Below are 19,379 nucleotides of genomic sequence, written 5' to 3' on the forward strand. Positions count from 1 at the left end.
GCCATCTGAATCAAGCAATATCATTACAATATCATTATTCGATGGATTTATATCAAACCATTATCGGCCCTTTTGCCGAATTCGATTTTATGCGCTATGCGCTCGCCTCAGTGGTGTTTCTGGCACTGAGCGCCGCGCCGGTGGGCGTGTTTCTGGTGATGCGGCGCATGAGCCTGGTGGGCGATGCGCTCAGCCATGCGGTGTTGCCGGGCGCGGCCATCGGCTATATGTTCGCCGGGCTGAGCCTGCCTGCGATGAGCTTGGGCGGCTTTGCTGCGGGCATGCTGATGGCGCTTTTAGCGGGGCTGGTGAGCCGCTTTACCAATTTGAAGGAAGACGCCAATTTCGCGGCTTTTTATCTGAGCAGCTTGGCGGTGGGTGTGATTTTGGTGAGCAAAAACGGCAGCAATATCGATTTGCTGCATTTGTTGTTCGGCTCGGTGCTGGCGGTGGATTTGCCCGCTTTGCAGCTGGTGGCGGCGGTGGCGGCCATCACGGTGCTTACGTTGGCGGTGATTTACCGGCCGCTGGTGCTGGAGAGCATTGACCCGCTTTTTTTAAAGGCGGTCGGCGGGCGCGGCGGGCTGTGGCATTTGCTGTTTTTGGTGCTGGTGGTGATGAATTTGGTGGCCGGCTTTCAGGCTTTGGGCACTTTGATGTCGGTGGGCTTGATGATGCTGCCGGCGATTACGGCGCGGCTGTGGGCGAGAAACATGGGCATGTTGCTGCTGCTCTCGGTACTGGTGGCGCTGCTGTGCGGCTTTGGCGGCCTGCTGTTTTCCTATTATGTGGAAATTCCGTCGGGGCCTGCGATTATTTTGTGGTGCGGCGTGTGCTATTTGGTGTCGGTGCTGATTGGTTGGGAAAGCGGTATGTTGCCCAAATGGCTGCGCCGGCGCCGGCATCATAAGGCTTGAGTTTCAGACGGCCTGCGGGTGCATGCCAAGCCTGCCAAGCAGCCTTGAGAGGGCTGCTTTTGGATGAGGCTTGGAAGATATAGTGGAATGCAGGAAAAAGTGACACAACGGGTAGCCCACAGGCCGTCTGAAACGTTGGATTTGGCAACCCAACCTACCTGTTATAGTGCGTAGTTTTGCATCACTTTTTCTTGCATTCCACTATATTAAAACGCTTTGTCAAAGCGGGCTTGGCTGCTGAAAAACGCCGTTTGAATGTTTGCCGGATAATTTTTTTGCAGATTTATGTTATGTTATATCAAAAGGAGTAATCAATGAAACATTGGAAACCGGCGGCAATCGCTGCTTTATGGTCGGGTGCACTTTATGCCGCGCCCATGCCTGTGGTGGCGAGCTTCAGCATTTTGGGCGATGTGGCGCAGCAAATCGGCGGCGAGCGGGTGGGGGTGCAAAACTTGGTGGGTGCAAACCAAGATGCGCATGCCTATAACCTCACCAGCGGCGACATCAAAAAAATCCGCGAAGCCCGGCTGGTGTTGCTCAACGGCTTGGGGCTAGAAAAAGCCGAGCTGCAACGCGCGGTGAAGCAAAGCAAAGTGGCCTCGGCCGAAGCCACCGCCGGCATCAAGCCCTTGGCTGCCGATGAGCATCATCACGAACACGGCCACGACCATGATCACGATCATGGCGAATTTGACCCGCATGTGTGGAACGACCCTGTGCTGATGCAGCGCTATGCCGCCAACGTGGCGATTGCGCTGATTAAGGCCGACCCGGCAGGCAGCCGCTATTACCAGCAGCGTTTTAAAGATTACCAACACGTGCTCAACCAGCTGAACAATTATGCAAACCAGCAATTCGGTGCGGTTGCGCCGGCCAAACGCAAAGTGCTTACCGGCCATGATTCGTTTGCTTATTTGGGCAAGCGCTATCAGGTGAAATTTATTTCACCGCAAGGCGTGAGCAGCGAAGCCGAGCCTTCTGCGCGCCAGATTACCGCGATTATCCGCCAAATCAAGGCTGAAAACGTGAAAGCGGTGTTTACCGAAAACATTAAAGACGGCCGCATGATTGCGCGCATCGCCAAGGAAACCGGCGTGAAGGTGAGCGGAGGGCTTTATGCAGATGCTTTGAGCAGCGGCGCGCCGGCCGGCACTTATGCCGATATGTTCCGCTATAATGTGCGTGTGATGAGCGAGGCAATGAAGTAATTTTGTGTCACTAGGGTCTGTTCACAATTCATCCGTGAGTAAGATTTTGAACGCAAAAGCGTGGCTGCAAGGCGAAAAGCACAGCAAGGTTGAACACCTTGCGAGCATTTTCAACGCAACAGGCGCGTTTTTGAGCCAAAAGATTGCCGCGTGATGAAATGTGAACAGACCCTAAGAGCAAGGCCGTCTGAAAAGGCGGCTTTTTATCTGCCGATTCAAACACTTTCAGACGGCCTTATGCTTGCCAATCTTGACGCAGCGGCAAAATTGAAGTAAATTTACAGGCCTGATAAAACACGCCGATTTGACACAGCTTGCGGGCGTGAATATCTTTTCAGCCGCGCAATGGCGCGTTTATAGAAAGATATCAAACAGCTAAAGCGTGCGGTTGCAATATCCGGCAGCCGCCGTTTTGATTTTCAGCCCGCTGTGTCGCACATCGGGCTTTTGTTGTATTTGAGAATGCTATGATTATTTTGGACCAAGTATCCAAACGTTACCAACACCGCGACAAATCGTGGTTTACCGCCGTGGAGCCGACCAGCCTGAGCATAGAACAGGGCGAGATTTTCGGCCTGATGGGCTATTCGGGCGCGGGCAAATCCACGCTTTTGCGGCTCATCAATCTGCTCGAGCGCCCCGATAGCGGCAAAGTGAGCGTCAACGGCCAAGAGCTCACGGCGCTTAATGCCGCGCAATTGCGCCAAGCGCGCCAGCACATCGGCATGGTGTTTCAGCAGTTTAACCTGTTGGCCAACCGCACCGTGGCCGATAATGTGGCGTTTCCGCTGGAAATCGCCGGCTGGAGCCGCGAAGCAATCGAGCGGCGTGTGGCCGAATGCCTGGAAATCGTTGGCTTGGAAGACAGAGCCGCGCATTATCCGGCGCAGCTTTCGGGCGGCCAAAAGCAGCGTGTGGGCATTGCCCGCGCGCTCGCACCCAGCCCCAGCGTGATTTTGGCCGACGAGCCCACTTCGGCGCTCGACCCGGCCACCACGCGCAGCGTGCTCGAATGTCTGGCCGACATCAACAAGCGCTTCAACGTGACCATTGTGATCGTCACCCATGAGATGAGCGTGATCCGCCGCTTGTGCGACCGCGCGGCGCTTTTGCATCAGGGCAAGCTTTTAGAAGTGGTGGAAGTGCGCAACAATCAAATTTTTGCCGAGTCTGAAATCGGGCGCGAGCTGGTGCAGGAGGATTGATATGGCAGATTTAACTTTCGCTCAGGCCATCGGCACCATCAGCGGCATGCGCGGCGAAATCGTGCAGGCTTTGTGGGAAACTTTTGTGATGGTGGGGCTTTCCACCACTTTTGCCACCGTGTTTGGCACTTTGCTCGGCGTGTGGCTTTATATCACCGCCAACCGCCAGCTGCATTACAACCGCCCGGTGAATCTGATATTGGATAATCTGGTGAACCTGATGCGCGCGTTTCCATTTGTGATTTTGATGATTGCCATGATTCCGGCCACCCGCGCCATTGTCGGCAGCACCATCGGCCCTGTGGCCGCTTCGCTGGTGTTGAGCGTGTCGGGTTTGTTTTATTTTGCCCGGCTGGTGGAGCAGAATCTGCGCGAAGTGCCGCGCGGCGTGATTGAAGCGGCCATCAGCATGGGTGCGGCGCCGATGACGATTATCCGCAAAGTGCTGCTCAACGAAGCGCGCGCAGGCATGGTGTCGAGCATCACCGTGCTCACCATCGGCCTGCTTTCCTACAGCGCCGCAGCCGGCATGATAGGCGGCGGCGGCTTGGGCGATTTGGCCATCCGCTACGGCTATTACCGCTATCAAACCGAAGTGATTGTGTTTATTGTTGCGCTGCTGGTGTTGTTGGTAATCGTGATTCAGAGCCTGGGCAATTGGATTGCCCGCAAGCTTGATAAACGTTGATTCGATGCCGTCTGAAAACTTTTCAGACGGCCTGTTGTATAAAATAAACCGGATTTTTCTTGATTTTTAACAAGGAGTTGTGATGATGCAAACCAATGCTGTATTGAAAACCGTTTCCGCCGGCATGCTGGCCTTGGTGCTGGCCGCTTGCGGCGGCCAAAAAGAAGCTGCTGCGCCTGCTGCCGCTTCCGATGCCTCTGCTGCCACCAGTGCCGAGAAAAAAGAAATCGTGATCGGCACCACCGTGGGCGATTTCGGCGATATGGTGAAAGACCAAATCCAGCCGGCGCTGGCCAAAAAAGGCTACACCGTGAAGCTGGTTGAGTTTACCGATTATGTGCGCCCGAATCTGGCGCTGGCTGAAGGCGAGCTGGATTTGAATGTGTTCCAACACAAACCGTATCTGGACGATTTCAAAAAAGAACACAAGCTCGACATCACCGAAGCCTTTCAAGTGCCCACCGCGCCGCTGGGCCTCTATCCTGGCAAACTCAAATCGCTGGATGAAGTGAAAGAGGGCGTGAGCGTGTCGGCGCCGAATGATCCTTCAAACTTTGCCCGCGCCTTGGTGATGATGAATGAATTGGGCTGGATCAAGCTCAAAGACAACATCAATCCGCTCACCGCTTCTAAAGCGGACATCGCCGAAAACCCGAAAAACATCAAAATCGTCGAGCTGGAAGCCGCACAATTGCCGCGCAGCCGTGCCGATGTGGATTTTGCCATTGTAAACGGCAACTACGCCATGAGCAGCGGCATGAAGCTTACTGAAGCGCTGTTTCAAGAGCCGAGCTTTGCCTATGTGAACTGGTCGGCCGTGAAAACCGCAGACCAAGGCAGCCAATGGCTCAAAGATGTGACCGAGGCTTATAATTCGGAAGCCTTCAAAACCTATGCCCACCAACGCTTTGCCGGCTACAAATATCCGGCGGCATGGGGTGAGCAAGCCGTTGCCGGCGCTGCTTCCGAAGCCGCTGCCACGGCATCTGCCGCCAAATAAGCACACAACCAAAGCAGCCGGCCCGGCTGCTTTTTGCTTTTTTGCGAATATTGAATCAGGCCGTCTGAAACATTGCTTTCAGACGGCCTTTGTCAAACTTAAACCCTTATACCAATTCAAAAAAGTAAGCTAACAAGGCGGCGAGCCGCAGACAGTACAGATAGTACGGCAAGGCGAGACAACGAAGTTAGGTTATTTTTTTGGATTGGTATTATTTATGCGCAGCCTGCCCATCCCAAAAATAAGCTTGCTGCGTTGTCCGCCTTGAATGCAAAAAAATAAAGTTGTAGGTCGGATACCCGTATCCGACATTTTCCCAGCTCCGAAAAACTTGTTCTGCGAACAAGCGTCGGATTCGAGAATCCGACCTACGCCTACTGAATCAGGCCGTCTGAAACATTGCTTTCAGACGGTTTTTTTCAAACTTAAACCCGTTATTTTTGCGCAGGTTTACCATCCCAAAAATAAGCTTGCTGCGTTGTCCGCCTTTAATGCAAAAAAATAAAGCGATGCCGTCTGAAACTTTTTTCAGACGGCATGGGTGTGCCATGCGTGCGATGACGCTTTGTTTCGACAAAGCCAATCGTATTTACACGCCGGCTTGTAACCGCAGCGTCGGTTTTAATGGCCGGCTTCGCCGTTGGGCGTCAGCCATTGTTGCAGCAAATCTCGGTCGGCAATGCGCAATAGGGCGGTGTCGGCGGCGGCGTTTTGCACGGTTAGCTCGGTTTGCCGCAACACGCCGTGGCGGAAATAATGCAGCGCGATATTTTCACCGGCTTTGAATGCGGCCCATTGTTTGTCGAAATCGGTGCAGGCAAAACCATTGAGGGCGATGATGTGGTCTTGCGGGCATAAGCCGGCCTGCTCGGCGCTGCTGCCGTTGAGCACATGGGTGAGGGTGATGCCGCTGCCGTTTTGCTTGTAGCGCGCGCCCAAGTCGGTGGCGGGCGTTTGTTCGGCAAACGTTTCTACTAGGCCGCCGCCGTGGCTGCGCGGCAAGGCTTGCCAGCGCAGCTCGATGCCGGCCGTTTGCAGGCAGGCTTCAAGCGGTAAATCATCGGTGGAATATAAGGCCGTCTGAAAGAAATCGTGCAAATCCAGGCCGGTGATGGCTTGGCAGCGCGCCTGCCATTGTTGTTCGGCAATGCCGCGGCCGCTGGCGAGCCAGTCGCGGTAATGTTGCTGCATCACGCCGGCCAGGCTGTGGGCGCCGCCGCTTTTTTGGCGGATGAGCAAGTCGAGGCACAAGGCGGCCAATGCGCCTTTTTGGTAATAGCTCACGATGGCATTGGGGCTGTTTTCATCTTGTTTGTAGAATTTGTGCCAAGCGGTGAAGCTCGATTCGGCCAGAGTTTGTTTCAGACGGCCTGGATTTTGCTGTACGCGGGTGAGGGCTTTGGCCAGCAGCTTTAAATAGGCTTCGGTGCTAATGACACCGCTTTGCACCAAGAATAAGTCGTCATAATAAGAGGTGATGCCTTCAAATGCCCACAATTGCTCGGTGTAGCTTTCGCTATCGAGGCAGTAGGGCACAAAAGCGGCCGGCTTGATTGATTTGACATTCCATGCGTGGAAATATTCGTGGCTGAACAGGCCGAGCAGCTGGGTGTAGTCGTCGCCGGCTTCATTCATGCCGTAAGCGGGCAGGCTGTTTCTGTCGGCCAAAAGCGCGGTGCTGCTGATGTGTTCGAGGCCGCCGTAGATTTTGTCGCCCAGATGCAGTAAAAACAAATATTCTTTAAATGGGGCAGGGGTGGGAAACATGGCCAGCTCGGTGCGGCAGATTTTTTGGATGTCGCCAATCAAACGTTCCCGATCGAAATCGGCATAAATGCCGCTCAGGGCAATGCGGTGGGCAATGCCGCCGGCTTCAAAACTCAAAACCTCAATGTGGCCGAGCTCAACCGGGTGGTCGATTAATTCGGCATAAGAGGCCGTCTGAAAGGTGTGTGTGTCAAGGCGGGGCAGGGTGGTGGCGGTTTGCCAGCTTTCGGGCAGCTGTTCGAATACTGCTTGGTGCGGCTCGTGCTCGCGCCCTTGCACGCTTAAAAACAGGCAGGCGCCATCAAAAAAGCCGCGCTCGTTGCTGAGGTAGGCGCCGCGCACGGAAAGGTCGTAGGCGTAAACGGTGTAGCAAATCTGCCACTGGCCGGCACGCGCTTCGGTTTGCCAGTGGTTTTTGCCGGTTTGGCTGATTTGGGTGCGCACACCATTACATGCGGCTTCAATTTGGATGATGTGGCGGGAAAAATCGCGAATCAAATAGCTGCCGGGCACCCAGTTGGGCAGGCTTAAGTGTAAAGGAAGGTTATCGGCTTGCGTCAGGCTCAGGCAAATCTGCCATTGGTGTGCCGAAGTGTGCGCCATAATGTTGTATCGAAGCATCTTTCAGCCTTATTTGTTAAGTTTTGTTTGGAGTTTTATGGCTCTTTGATTTGAGTCAAGAAACCGAATGTAGGGAGTCTATAGTCTTACAAAATCTGACCAAAGGCAACGCCAAGACAGCGTAAAAATTACAGGTTTATACCGAATTGGCTTGGTGCGGCGTTGGTTTTGATTTAGAATGCCGCAGTTAAGCTTCTGCTTGCGGCTGTTTGGCTGCTTTGCGATGTTAAATTAAGAAAAATCGGGTATATCTTTGGTATGTTTTAAAAGCCGGAGCGAAACCGATAGGTGTTAATTGCCATGTTTAATGGAGACCCTCATGGAAACGCAAACTTATAACTACAAGGTGGTGCGTCAATTCGCCATCATGACTGTAGTTTGGGGTATTGTGGGTATGCTGGTCGGCGTGATTATCGCCGCCCAATTGTTTGCCCCGTCCCTTGATTTGTCGAATATCGGCCCGTGGTTTCACTTCGGCCGCCTGCGCCCCTTGCACACCAATGCGGTGATTTTCGCATTTGGCGGCTGCGGCTTGTTTGCCACCTCGTATTATGTGGTGCAGCGCACCTGTAACGTGCGCCTTTTCGGCGGCAATATCCTGCCAGCCATCACTTTTTGGGGTTGGCAGCTGGTGATTGTGCTGGCGGCGATTACTTTGCCGCTGGGCTACACCCAAGGTAAAGAATACGCCGAGCTGGAATGGCCGATCGATATTCTGATTGCCGTGGTGTGGGTGATTTACGCGGTTGTGTTTTTCGGCACCATTGCCACCCGCAAAATCAAGCATATTTATGTGGCCAACTGGTTTTACGGTGCCTTTATTCTGGCCGTTGCCCTGCTGCACATCGTCAACAACCTCAGCATTCCGTCAGGCATGATGAAATCCTACCCGATTTATTCGGGTGCGATTGATGCCATGGTGCAATGGTGGTACGGCCACAATGCCGTGGGCTTTTTCCTGACTGCGGCCTTCCTTGGTATGATGTATTACTTCGTACCCAAGCAAGCCGGTCGTCCGGTGTATTCTTACCGTCTGTCGGTGGTGCACTTCTGGGCGCTGATTTTCACCTATATGTGGGCGGGTCCGCACCATCTGCACTACACCGCTTTGCCCGACTGGACGCAATCTTTGGGTATGGTGTTGTCGCTGATTCTGTTTGCACCTTCTTGGGGCGGTATGATCAACGGTATTATGACCCTTTCCGGCGCATGGCACAAACTGCGCACCGATCCGATTTTGAAATTCCTGGTGGTGTCGCTGTCGTTCTACGGTATGTCGACCTTTGAAGGTCCGATGATGTCGATTAAATCGGTGAATGCGCTGAGCCACTACACCGACTGGACTGTCGGCCACGTACACTCCGGCGCTTTGGGCTGGGTAGGCTTCATCACCATCGGTTCTATCTATTATCTGATTCCGCGTTTGTGGGGCAAAAAAGAAATGTACAGCACCAAGCTGATTGAGGCGCATTTCTGGATTGCTACCATCGGTGTGGTGCTCTACATTTCTTCTATGTGGATTTCAGGCGTGATGCAGGGCTTGATGTGGGGCGCGCTTAACGATGACGGTACGCTGACTTACTCTTTCGTTGAATCGGTAAAACAAAGCATGCCTTTCTACATGATTCGTTTTGCGGGCGGTGTGCTGTATCTGACCGGTATGATCCTGATGGCTTATAACGTCTACCGCACTGTGTCCGGTGGCAAAGCTGTGGATGCGGAGATTCCGGTTATTTCGCAGACGCAACACCACTAAATAAAAGAAAGATAGGCTACCAAGATGAAATTACAACAACTAGCTGAAGAAAAAGTCGGGTTTTTGATTGTGTTTACCTTTTTGGTGATCAGCGTCGGCCTGCTGATTGAAGTGGTGCCGCTGTTTTTCACCAAATCGGTTACCGAACCTGCTCCCGGTGTGAAACCTTACAACGCCTTGCAAGTGGCCGGTCGCGACATTTATGTGCGCGAAGGCTGCTATAACTGCCACTCGCAAATGATTCGCCCGTTCCGTGCGGAAACCGAGCGCTACGGCCACTATTCGGTGGGCGGCGAATCGGTGTATGACCGTCCGTTTCAATGGGGCTCCAAACGCACCGGCCCGGATTTGGCTCGTGTGGGCGGCCGCTATTCAGACGAATGGCATCGCATCCACTTGCTGAACCCGCGCGATGTTGTGCCTGAATCCAATATGCCTTCATTCCCGTGGTTGGCACGCAACGCCGTGAATGCAGAGGCTACCGTGCGCCATATGAAAGCATTGCGCATGGTCGGCACCCCGTATAGCGACGAGGAAATCGAAAAAGCGCCGCAAGATTTGGCCAATAAATCAGAGCTCGATGCGGTGATTGCCTATCTGCAAGGTTTGGGCTTGGCATTGAAAAACGTAAGGTAACATCATGGATATCAACTGGGTGCGCTCGCTCTTTACTGTGTGGGTATTTGTTAGCTTTATTCTGGTTTTGTATATCGTGCTTAATCGGCGCAACAAGCAAAACTACCGTGATGCGGCCAACAGCATCATGGACGACAACGACACACCGTCAGACGAGTCTGCCCGGCTACCCCGTGATACCCGTGATAACGGAGCAAAATAATGAATACCACTTCCCAATTTACCAGTAATTTCTGGAATATATACATTGCCGCCATTGTTGTGCTCAGCTTCGTCGGTTTGGCTTGGCTGCTGCTGTCGCAAAACAAAACCAAAATGCCGCCCAAGGGTGAAGATGTCAAAACCATGGGCCATTCATGGGACGGCATCGAGGAATACAACAACCCGCTGCCGCGCTGGTGGTTTTACCTCTTTGTGCTGACCATGGTTTTCAGCGCCGCCTATTTGTTTTTATACCCCGGCTTGGGCGACTACAAGGGCTATCTGAATTGGACCAGTCACAATCAGTATGAAAAAGAAGTGCAAAAAGCCAATGAGCAATATGGCAAAATTTATGCCAAATTTGCCAACATGCCGATTGAAGAAGTGGCCAAAGATCCGCAAGCCCAACGCATCGGTAAAAACATGTTCGACACCTATTGCATTCAGTGCCACGGCTCTGATGCGAAAGGCTCTAAAGGTTTCCCGAACCTGACCGACGGCGATTGGCTGTGGGGCGGCTCACCTGAGCAGATTCACGAAACCATCGCCAAAGGCCGCATTGCCATCATGGCACCGTGGGGGCCTGCATTGGGTGAAGAGCGTGTGAAAGATGTGGCCAACTATGTGATGTCTTTCTCCAAACCTGCCGGCCAATATGATGAAGAGCGTGCCGCCCGCGGCAATGCCATCTTCCACGGCCCGCCGGCCAACTGCTTTACCTGCCACGGCGACAAAGGCCAAGGCGTGTTGGGCTTGGGGCCGAATCTGACCGATGACGTTTGGTTGTGGGGCGGCACGCAAAAAGCCATTATCGAAACCATTACCAACGGCCGCCACAACCAAATGCCGGCGTGGGATAACTTCCTCGATAAAGACAAATTGCACATCATGACCGCTTATGTTTGGGGCTTGTCGCACAAAGACGGCCAAGCAGCACCGGCTGCCGCCGCGCCTGCGCCTGCTGCATCGGTTGAAGCTTCAGCTCCTTCTGCTGCTTCGGCTGCATCTGCCGGCCAATAACGGCATAAGCCGTGCAAGCCCATAAACTGAGCAGCATATAAGCAACATCAAAAAAGCCACCCTGATTCGGGGTGGCTTTCGCGTAGTTGCTTTGTTTTATTGATTGGGATCGGGACAGCATTAAAGCAAACATTACAGCTAAAACAAACCATTGCAGCATCGTATGAAAAGGCCCGAGATCTTTGTAAAGCGCCTCCACCTTGATGAAAAATGTTTAAATCCGTTATTTCGGATGGCAGTGGCTCTGCGCCGGAATGGAGAGCTGGAAAGATTTTTGAAAGCTAAACGGTATTTACTAAGGTCTCAGGCCGTCTGAAAGTTTTCAGACAGCCTTTGGCTTGTTGGTTTTTTAATAGTTTATCTATTTAAACTTAAACCGACTTTATTTCATCAGTACCAGCCGTCCGCCGATGGCCTGCAATTGCTGCTGCACTTCCTGCCAGGCCGAATCAATCTGTGTGCAGGCGCTGCCTTCGGCTTTCAAACCGAATTCTACGCGGGAAAGGCTGATGCGGCCATCATCTTGCAGGCCGCCTTCGCTGGGCAGGCTGTAGCTGCGTATGCCGGGGTAACGCGTTTCGATGGCTTCCATAATCGGCGCGATATGCGATTCGGGCAAATCAAACAACCAAATGGCGCGCTGGGCGCGCGGTGTTTGGTGAAAGCGGGCGGCATAATGCGTGTTGAGCACCCATTCTGCCATTGGGTGGGCCATCACCGGAAAGCCGGGCAGGAAATAATGTTCGTGTATGGCAAAGCCGGCAATGCCGTTATAGCTGTTGGGAATCAAGTTGGCACCGGCCGGAAATTCGGCCATGCGCAAGCGCTGGCGGTGGGCGTCGGAATCCAGCGCATCGCCGCGCCGGTGCGACACGGCTTCGATATTGGCGATGCCCTCAGGGTGTAGCTGCAAGGGCAGCGCCAGCGCTTCGGCCGCGGCTTGGCGGGTGTGGTCGTCGGGCGTGGCACCGATGCCGCCGGTAACGAAAGTGGGCAGGCCGTCTGAAAAGCTGCGCTGCAATTGCTTGACCAACAAAGCGCGCTCGTCGGGCAGATATTGCACTTGGCCAAGCTGCAAGCCATATTGCGCCAGCAGCGATTTGAAAAAGGCAAAATGCTTGTCGGCGCGATTGCCGTGCAAAATTTCATCACCGATAATCATCAAATTAAAATACATAGCTTGGTTTTCCATAAAGAAGCAGAGAAGCGCATAAATAAAAAGGCCGTCTGAAATGCGGCAAAGGCTGGACTAAACAGCCGATTCATACAATAATAAACCCATTTTGACCGCTGCGGTTTGCAGGCGCACCGGCATCACTTCACACAGGAATTTATCGCATGAGCAATCAAAATCATACCATTTTACAAAATCTGCCGGCAGGCGAGAAAGTCGGCATCGCATTTTCAGGCGGCCTCGATACTTCGGCCGCATTGTTGTGGATGAAGCTCAAAGGCGCGCTGCCCTATGCCTACACTGCCAATCTCGGCCAGCCTGATGAAGAAGATTACAATGCCATTCCGCAAAAAGCCAAAGCCTATGGCGCGATTGAAGCGCGCCTGATCGATTGCCGCAGCCAGCTGGCGCACGAGGGCATTGCCGCGATTCAATGCGGCGCGTTTCATGTATCCACCGGCGGCATCACTTATTTCAACACCACGCCGCTGGGCCGCGCCGTTACCGGTACCATGCTGGTGGCCGCGATGAAAGAAGATGATGTGAATATCTGGGGCGACGGCTCCACTTATAAAGGCAACGATATCGAGCGCTTCTACCGCTACGGCCTGATCACCAACCCCAGCTTGCGCATCTACAAACCGTGGCTCGACCAAACCTTTATTGATGAATTGGGCGGCCGCCAAGAAATGAGCGAATTTCTGATTGCCAACGGCTTTGACTACAAAATGTCGGTAGAAAAAGCCTATTCCACCGATTCCAATATGCTCGGCGCCACCCATGAAGCCAAAGATTTGGAATTTCTCAACACCGGCATCAAAATTGTGAAACCGATTATGGGCGTGGCATTTTGGGATGAAAGCGTAGAAGTGAAGCCCGAAGAAGTGAGCGTGCGCTTTGAAGAGGGCGTGCCGGTAGCTTTGAACGGCAAAGAATATGCCGACCCGGTAGAATTGTTTCTCGAAGCCAACCGCATTGGCGGGCGCCACGGCTTGGGCATGAGCGACCAAATCGAAAACCGCATCATCGAAGCCAAATCGCGCGGCATTTATGAAGCCCCGGGTATGGCCTTGCTGCACATTGCTTACGAGCGCCTGCTCACCGGCATTCACAATGAAGACACCATTGAGCAATACCGCATTAACGGCTTGCGCCTAGGCCGCCTGCTTTATCAAGGCCGCTGGTTTGACTCGCAAGCGCTGATGCTGCGTGAAACCGCCCAGCGCTGGGTGGCGCGCGCCATCACCGGCGAAGTGACGCTGGAGCTGCGCCGCGGCAACGATTATTCCTTGCTGAACACTGAATCGCCCAACCTCACCTACGCGCCCGAGCGCCTGAGCATGGAAAAAGTGGAAAACGCCGCTTTCACCCCGCTCGACCGCATCGGCCAGCTCACCATGCGCAACCTCGACATCACCGACACCCGCGCCAAGCTCGGCATTTATTCGAAATCGGGCTTGCTGCAACTGGGCGAAGGCTCAGTGCTGCCGCAATTGGGTCATAAAGAGCGTAAATAAAACTTTGGCATCGGTTTGGTTTTTTTGGCAAGAAAGCGCTTGGCGTTTGCTTGGCGTTTGATAGAACCGATGCAAGCAGGCCGTCTGAAAATCTTTTTCAGACGGCCTGCTTTTTATGAAGGCTTGTATGCAAACATGTGCCAATTTTTTGAAATCGCCCGCAAACCTTGCTTGTGCTTTATGAGGCCGTCTGAAGGGTTAACGTTTCAGACAGCTTTGGTTTTACTGTCAAAAAGTGAATTTAATCCGATTAAAACATGTGCGTGCGATGGTACGCACTCTACACATGTTGAGGCTTTTGAAAAATATATTGAAATGCAAGAAAAAGTGACACTAAACTGCATTCTACAATGGCGTAGGTTGGGTTGATAAACCCAACGGTTTAAACGGCTTGTGGATTTGTTGGGTTTACAACCTAACCTACCCGTTTGCACGGGGCATATAGCAAGCCATACACGCAGAAACCGTTTAAACCGCGCGCGTGGCTGCGTCACATACTTTACGCACGATTTGAGATTTCTTATTCTTGTATCCGTTTTTCTTTTATTTCACTATGTGTTTGATATTAAAGTCTTTTAATTTATCGGTATGCCATCAAAGGCCGTCTGAAAATATTTTCAGACGGCCTTTCCTTTTATCCGCATCTGATCGGCATCAAGCCGGTTCGGCCATGCTCAGGGCTTGCTGGATATCCACGGCCACGATGCGGGACACGCCTTTTTCCTGCATGGTTACGCCGATAAGCTGCTCGGCCATTTCCATGGTGAGGCGGTTGTGCGAGATATAGAGAAACTGGGTTTGCGCCGACATTTCTTTCACCAGGTTGCAGAAGCGGCCGGTGTTGGCGTCGTCGAGCGGGGCGTCCACTTCGTCCAAAAGGCAGAAGGGGGCAGGGTTGAGGCTGAAAAGGGCAAACACGAGGCTCATGGCGGTGAGGGCTTTTTCGCCGCCGCTCAACAGGTGGATGGTGCTGTTTTTCTTGCCGGGCGGGCGCGCCATGATGGACACGCCGGCGGTGAGCAAATCGTCGCCTATCATGTGCAAACGGGCTTCACCGCCGCCAAACAGGGTGGGGAAGAAGGTTTGCACTTTTTCATTCACGGCTTCAAAAGTTTCTTTGAAACGGGCTTTGGTTTCGTGGTCGATTTGGGCGATGGCTTCTTCGAGTAGGGCGATGGCCGATTGCACATCTTCGCTTTGGTGGCGGTAGTAGCCGTCGCGCTCGCGGGCTTCTTGCAATTCTTCAAGCGCGGCGAGGTTGACGGCGCCGAGTGCTTGGATTTTTTGGGCAAGGTTGCCGATGTCGTCGCTCAGGGCTTTGAGACTGGCGGATTCGGCGGCTAAGGTTTCGAGCGCGGCAAGGTCGGCTTGGCGCTCTTCAAGGTTTTGGTGGAAGCGTTTGGCGCCGAGCAGGGCTTCTTGTTGCTGCAATAAGGCGGTTTGGGTGGCGGCCTGCAATTGCGGCAGCTTGGCCGACAGGCTTTGCTGGGCGGCGTATTGCTCGCGGCCTTGGGCTTGGGTGGTGTTTAATTGTTCTTGTATGACAGCGTATTGCTCATCCAGCGTGTGCACTTCTTCGCTGAGGTTTTCGAGCTTGAGGTGTTGCTCGTCTTGGGCTTGTTCGGCTTCGTAGGCCAGCGCCAATTCGCTTTGGCGCTCTTGCCAATCGAGGGTTTGCTGCTCGAGCTGGATCAGCTGCTGCTGCTGGGTTTGCTTTTGTTGTTGCAGCTTGTGCACATCCACTTCGGCCAGGCCGTAGCGGCGGTTGGCTTCGAGCAGGGCGAGGCGGGCTTGTTTGAGTTGGTTTTGCTGCTGGTTGCGTTGGTTGCCGATGTGGTGGTGTTGCTGCTCCAGCTCGGCCGCCGCTTCGCCTAATATGGCGATGTCGTCTTCGAGGCCGTCTGAAGTTTGCTCGAGAATCAGCGCTTCTTCTTCGATTTGTAAAAGCTCGCGCTGGATGTGTTCGCGGCGGATTTGGCCTTGGTTGGTGCGGGCGAGCAGCTCGGCGGCGCGGCTTTGGGCGGCTTGGTATTGCTGCTGATGCTGTTTTTGTTGTTGTTGAAGGTTTTTGTGGTGCTGCTCGGCGGCGCTTCGGGCGCTTTGGGCCTGACGCAGGGCTTGTTCGGCGCTGGCAAGCTGCGGGGCGAGGGTAGCTAAATCGGCTTCGAGTTTGTCCAAACGCGCTTTGTGCTCAATCAGGTTTTCGCCGCTGTTTTGACCATAGAGCATCACGCTGATGCGGTCGACTTGGTGGCCTTCGGGGGTGAGCCAGCTTTGGCGGCCCTGCAAATCGCTTTGGTGGGCGAGGGCGTAATCTAGGTTGGGCGCGCACAAGATGCCGTCGAGCCAATGGTGCAAGGCCGTCTGAAACGGGGCTTGTACCTGGATTTGGTTGAGCAGGGCCAGCGCGGGCAGGCTTTTTTTGAGGCCGCCTGAAAGATTGTCGGCCAACCAAGCGGCGCGGCCTTGCGGCAAAGGCGTGGGCAGGGCGAATTCGGGCGGCAGGGCGCGCGCATGCAGGCGCTCGGCCAGCACCACGCTTAAGGCGTGTTGCCAGTCGGCGGGGGCGTGGATGTGTTGCCACAATGGCGGGGCGTGCGCGGCATCGGTGTGCGCCCAAAAATCGCTGTCGGCGCTGCTTTGGCTGAGCAACTGCGCCAATGCTTCGTGCTGCGCTTGGGCGGTGATGTGTTGCTGTTGCAGGGCTTGGTGTTGGCTTGAGGCCGTCTGAAACTGTTGTTGCGCGGCTTCGAGCTGCTGCTCGGCCAGCAGAATCTGCTCTTCGTAATGCGCTTGCTGCTCGGCCAGCAGCGCGGCTTGCGCTTGCGCGGCTTCGGTGTCGGCATCGGCCGGCAGATTGAGCGCGCTGTTTTCTTCTTTCAGACGGCCTTGGCGCTGGGCGTGTGCATGCAGGGTTTGGTGGGCGTGTTGGCGTTGTTGTTGCTTGAGCGCCAGTTCGCGCTTGATGCGGTTGTGTTCGTCTTGCTGGTTTTGGTAGGCCGATTCGATTTCGGCTTGGGCTTCTTCCAGCTCGGGCAGGCGCGTTTCGTGTTCGGCCACCATCAGCGCGAGCTCGGCCAGCTCGGTTTGTTTTTCTTCGATTTGAAAATCGGTTTCTTCTTCTTTGGCGCGGATTTGCTGCTGCTCTTGGTGGATGCGCTGCAGCTGCACTTGTGCGGCGCTGCGGTCGCGCTCGATGCGCTGATGCAGGCTTTGCTGGTGGCGGATTTGCTCTTCGAGGCGGGCGATTTGCTCGCGCAAAATGCCGCGGCGCTGGCTGATGTCGTGTGCGCCGGTTTGCTGTGCCTGCTCGGTGGTTTGCAGGGCGTGGATTTGCTCGGTGAGCGTTTGGATTTGGGCGGCGGTGTCGTTTTGCTGCTGCTGGAAGTTTTGATGCTGGGCGGTGGCTTTGTCGGCGGCGGCCAGCGCTTGCTGCCATTGCACATAATCGAGCAGGTCTTGCTGCTGCGAGAGTTGGCGGGTGAGGGTTTGATAGCGCTCGGCGGTTTCGGCCTGCTTTTCCAGCTTTTCCACTTGGCGTCCCAATTCGCTTTGCAAATCGGCCAAACGCTGCAAATGCTCGCGCGTGTCTTTCAGACGGCCTTCGGTTTCTTTGCGCCGCTCTTTATATTTGGACACGCCCGCCGCTTCTTCTATATAAGCGCGCAATTCTTCCGGCCGCGCTTCGATAATGCGCGAAATCATGCCTTGCTCAATCACGGCATAGCCGCGCGCACCCACGCCGGTGCCGAGGAAAAGGTCGGTAATGTCGCGGCGGCGCACCACTTGATTGTTGATGAAATAAGTGGATTCGCCCTGGCGCGTGAGCTGGCGCTTGATGCTCACTTCGGCATATTGCCCCCACGGGCCTTGCAGGGTTTGGTCGGCATTATTGAACACAAGCTCCACCGATGCGCGCGGAGCGGGGCGGCGGGTGGCCGCACCATTGAAAATCACATCCTGCATGCTTTCACCGCGCAATTGTTTGGCCGAAGCTTCGCCCAGCACCCAGCGCACGGCATCGATCACGTTGGATTTGCCGCAGCCGTTGGGGCCAATCACGGCCACCAGCTGGCCGGGCACGTGAATGGTGGTGGGGTCGGTGAAGGATTTGAAGCCGGCAAGTTTGATGTGGGTGAGGCGCATGAGCAAAAGTGATGGGAAAAGGAGGGCTATTTTAGCTCAAATTGTTGTTGCAAGCTTGGTTTTGTCGGGCGGTAAACATATTGTTTAAAGACAGGTTGATGAAAAAATATTGATGCTAATAATTTTAAATTTATAGATTAAATTTTATTTAAAGAAAAATTATTGAAATTAAAAATTAATAAATATGGTTATTTTAGATTAAAGATTTTTATTGAAAATTGATTGTTCAGCCAAGGGAACTAAAATTTCCTTTGTGGTGGAAATAATACAAAAGCCCGGTTATATCCAAAATGATTATTTTTGCTGTTTCATTAATATTTTATAACTAATTGTTTTATATCTAAAATATTTTTTTGAAATTTTAAAACAGGTTGATGACGATGGAATTTTGATGAAAACGGACGTGCCTTTTGTCGGCAGAGCGCGCCGAATAATCGGTGCATCTGATGTGGTTTTAATGGTGTGTTTATTATTCGGTAAGAATTATTTTATTTGGATGCTTTGCCTTATCTGTAAATGATTTTGCAGCATCATTATTTCCATATTTCCATTCAAAAGTGAGCGGGCAGGCGCGGCCGGGGTTGCGCTTGAATCACGATAAAACAAGGAGTTCACATCATGTTACAACGTCAAAAAATATTCTGGATTATGTTGCCTTTGCTGGCGGCCGGCTGTGCCACCCGCCCCGAAATCACCTGGGTGGATACGCAAGATCTTGTATACAGCACCGATGTGCCCGAAGGTTTGTCTTCCGTGGTGTTTTACCGCAAAGCAGAAGCCATTTCGGGGCCGACTGTTAATGTGTATGTGAACGGCCAATATTTAAGCTCCTTGCAGCCCAATGCTTATCATCAAGCCGCGGTGTGTGCACAAAACCAGCGCTTTTACGCAGAATTCACCAACCGCGACCCTGCTTATCTGGATAAGGCCAAATCGGGCAATTATTACAATCTGCCGGATGCCGCCGTTTCATTTTTCCGCGTGGTTGACGACAACGGCAAGCCCGCTCTTGAGGCGGTAACGCCCGAGCAGGCTCAGGCCGATTTGCAGGGCACGCAACAGCAAACGCACACCCTCTCGCGCGTAACGCGTGCCGAGCAATGCGCCCAAATTTTGAAAAAATACAGCCTGCAAGCCTCAGCCTTGTTTAAATTCGACCGCTCCGATTACAAAAACATGCTGCCTAAAGGCAAACAGGAAATCGAAGCTGTGTCGGAAGATATCAAGAAAAATCCCAATCATATCAGCAATATTGCGGTGATCGGCCATACCGATCCCACCGGCAGCGATGTCTACAACAACCGCCTTTCCCAAGCGCGCGCCAATACCGTGAAGCAAGCCTTGGCCGGCAGCGGCCTCGACAGCAAGCTGATCACCGCAGAAGGGCGCGGTAAAAAAGAGTTGCTGGTAACCGACTGCCGCGCCAAACACCCGCGCAATACCAAAGCCCGTCAAGAATGCGATCAGCCTAACCGTCGCGTAGAAATCATTTTGCACGGTGAAAAGGCCGAGTAAACAAA

The 19,379-nt window shown here is 53.4% G+C and carries 13 protein-coding genes and 1 pseudogene; 11 read left to right on the plus strand and 3 right to left on the minus strand.

The features are described 5' to 3' along the window. Positions 1-41 precede the first annotated feature (41 nt). The 5 genes from LVJ78_RS03355 (at position 42) to LVJ78_RS03375 (ending at position 5,021) form a co-directional block, all read left to right on the plus strand. Positions 42-917: a metal ABC transporter permease gene (locus LVJ78_RS03355; RefSeq protein WP_132954480.1), complete on the plus strand. Its 876-nt coding sequence runs from the start codon at positions 42-44 to the stop codon at positions 915-917. A gap of 314 nt (positions 918-1,231) precedes the next feature. Further along, entirely contained in the window at positions 1,232-2,128 is an 897-nt protein-coding gene (locus tag LVJ78_RS03360) for a metal ABC transporter solute-binding protein, Zn/Mn family (RefSeq protein ID WP_132954479.1), read from the plus strand. 467 nt (positions 2,129-2,595) lie between these two features. Beyond that, complete coding sequence (locus tag LVJ78_RS03365; protein ID WP_132954478.1) at positions 2,596-3,333, plus strand: methionine ABC transporter ATP-binding protein; 738 nt, start codon at positions 2,596-2,598, stop codon at positions 3,331-3,333. A 1-nt stretch (position 3,334) separates the two neighbouring features. Then, positions 3,335-4,021, plus strand: a complete 687-nt coding sequence (locus LVJ78_RS03370) for a methionine ABC transporter permease (RefSeq protein WP_132954477.1) — start codon at positions 3,335-3,337, stop codon at positions 4,019-4,021. Positions 4,022-4,106: 85 nt separating this feature from the next. Next, positions 4,107-5,021: a MetQ/NlpA family ABC transporter substrate-binding protein gene (locus tag LVJ78_RS03375; RefSeq protein WP_132954494.1), complete on the plus strand. Its 915-nt coding sequence runs from the start codon at positions 4,107-4,109 to the stop codon at positions 5,019-5,021. A 621-nt stretch (positions 5,022-5,642) separates the two neighbouring features. Here the strand turns inward: LVJ78_RS03375 and LVJ78_RS03380 are convergent. Next, positions 5,643-7,409 carry a M61 family metallopeptidase gene (locus tag LVJ78_RS03380; RefSeq protein ID WP_132954476.1) on the minus strand — a complete coding sequence of 589 codons (1,767 nt, stop codon included), beginning with the start codon at positions 7,407-7,409 and terminating at the stop codon, positions 5,643-5,645. 319 nt (positions 7,410-7,728) lie between these two features. Here LVJ78_RS03380 and ccoN point away from each other — a divergent pair, with 319 nt between their 5' ends. The 4 genes and pseudogenes from ccoN to ccoP all read left to right on the plus strand — a co-directional run. Then, positions 7,729-9,165 carry a cytochrome-c oxidase, cbb3-type subunit I gene (ccoN, locus tag LVJ78_RS03385; RefSeq protein WP_207894328.1) on the plus strand — a complete coding sequence of 479 codons (1,437 nt, stop codon included), beginning with the start codon at positions 7,729-7,731 and terminating at the stop codon, positions 9,163-9,165. Between the two features lie 24 nt (positions 9,166-9,189). After that, positions 9,190-9,801 (plus strand): cytochrome-c oxidase, cbb3-type subunit II, encoded by a 612-nt coding sequence (gene ccoO / locus LVJ78_RS03390; protein ID WP_132954474.1) that lies wholly within the window; start codon positions 9,190-9,192, stop codon positions 9,799-9,801. A gap of 4 nt (positions 9,802-9,805) precedes the next feature. After that, complete coding sequence (locus LVJ78_RS03395; protein ID WP_132954473.1) at positions 9,806-10,003, plus strand: cbb3-type cytochrome oxidase subunit 3; 198 nt, start codon at positions 9,806-9,808, stop codon at positions 10,001-10,003. After that, a pseudogene (gene ccoP, locus LVJ78_RS03400) lies at positions 10,003-11,013 on the plus strand (cytochrome-c oxidase, cbb3-type subunit III); the annotation flags it as partial. The gene LVJ78_RS03395 and the pseudogene ccoP, both read left to right, overlap by 1 nt. 391 nt (positions 11,014-11,404) lie before the next feature. Here ccoP and LVJ78_RS03405 read toward each other — a convergent pair. Then, positions 11,405-12,214: a competence/damage-inducible protein A gene (locus LVJ78_RS03405; RefSeq protein WP_132954471.1), complete on the minus strand. Its 810-nt coding sequence runs from the start codon at positions 12,212-12,214 to the stop codon at positions 11,405-11,407. Between the two features lie 146 nt (positions 12,215-12,360). On the opposite strand from LVJ78_RS03405, the gene argG reads away from it, so the two are divergent. Continuing rightward, positions 12,361-13,713 carry an argininosuccinate synthase gene (gene argG, locus LVJ78_RS03410; RefSeq protein ID WP_132954470.1) on the plus strand — a complete coding sequence of 451 codons (1,353 nt, stop codon included), beginning with the start codon at positions 12,361-12,363 and terminating at the stop codon, positions 13,711-13,713. A gap of 654 nt (positions 13,714-14,367) precedes the next feature. Here argG and smc read toward each other — a convergent pair. After that, positions 14,368-17,859 (minus strand): chromosome segregation protein SMC, encoded by a 3,492-nt coding sequence (gene smc, locus LVJ78_RS03415; RefSeq protein WP_132954469.1) that lies wholly within the window; start codon positions 17,857-17,859, stop codon positions 14,368-14,370. A 618-nt stretch (positions 17,860-18,477) separates the two neighbouring features. Between smc and LVJ78_RS03420 the strand changes: the two genes are divergently transcribed. After that, the gene (locus LVJ78_RS03420; protein WP_132954468.1) at positions 18,478-19,374 is read left to right on the plus strand and encodes an OmpA family protein; all 897 of its coding nucleotides are present in this window, start codon (positions 18,478-18,480) and stop codon (positions 19,372-19,374) included. Positions 19,375-19,379: the final 5 nt, after the last annotated feature.

It is taken from the genome of Uruburuella suis (assembly GCF_022870845.1).
GTDB classification, from domain to species: Bacteria; Pseudomonadota; Gammaproteobacteria; order Burkholderiales; family Neisseriaceae; genus Neisseria; species Neisseria suis.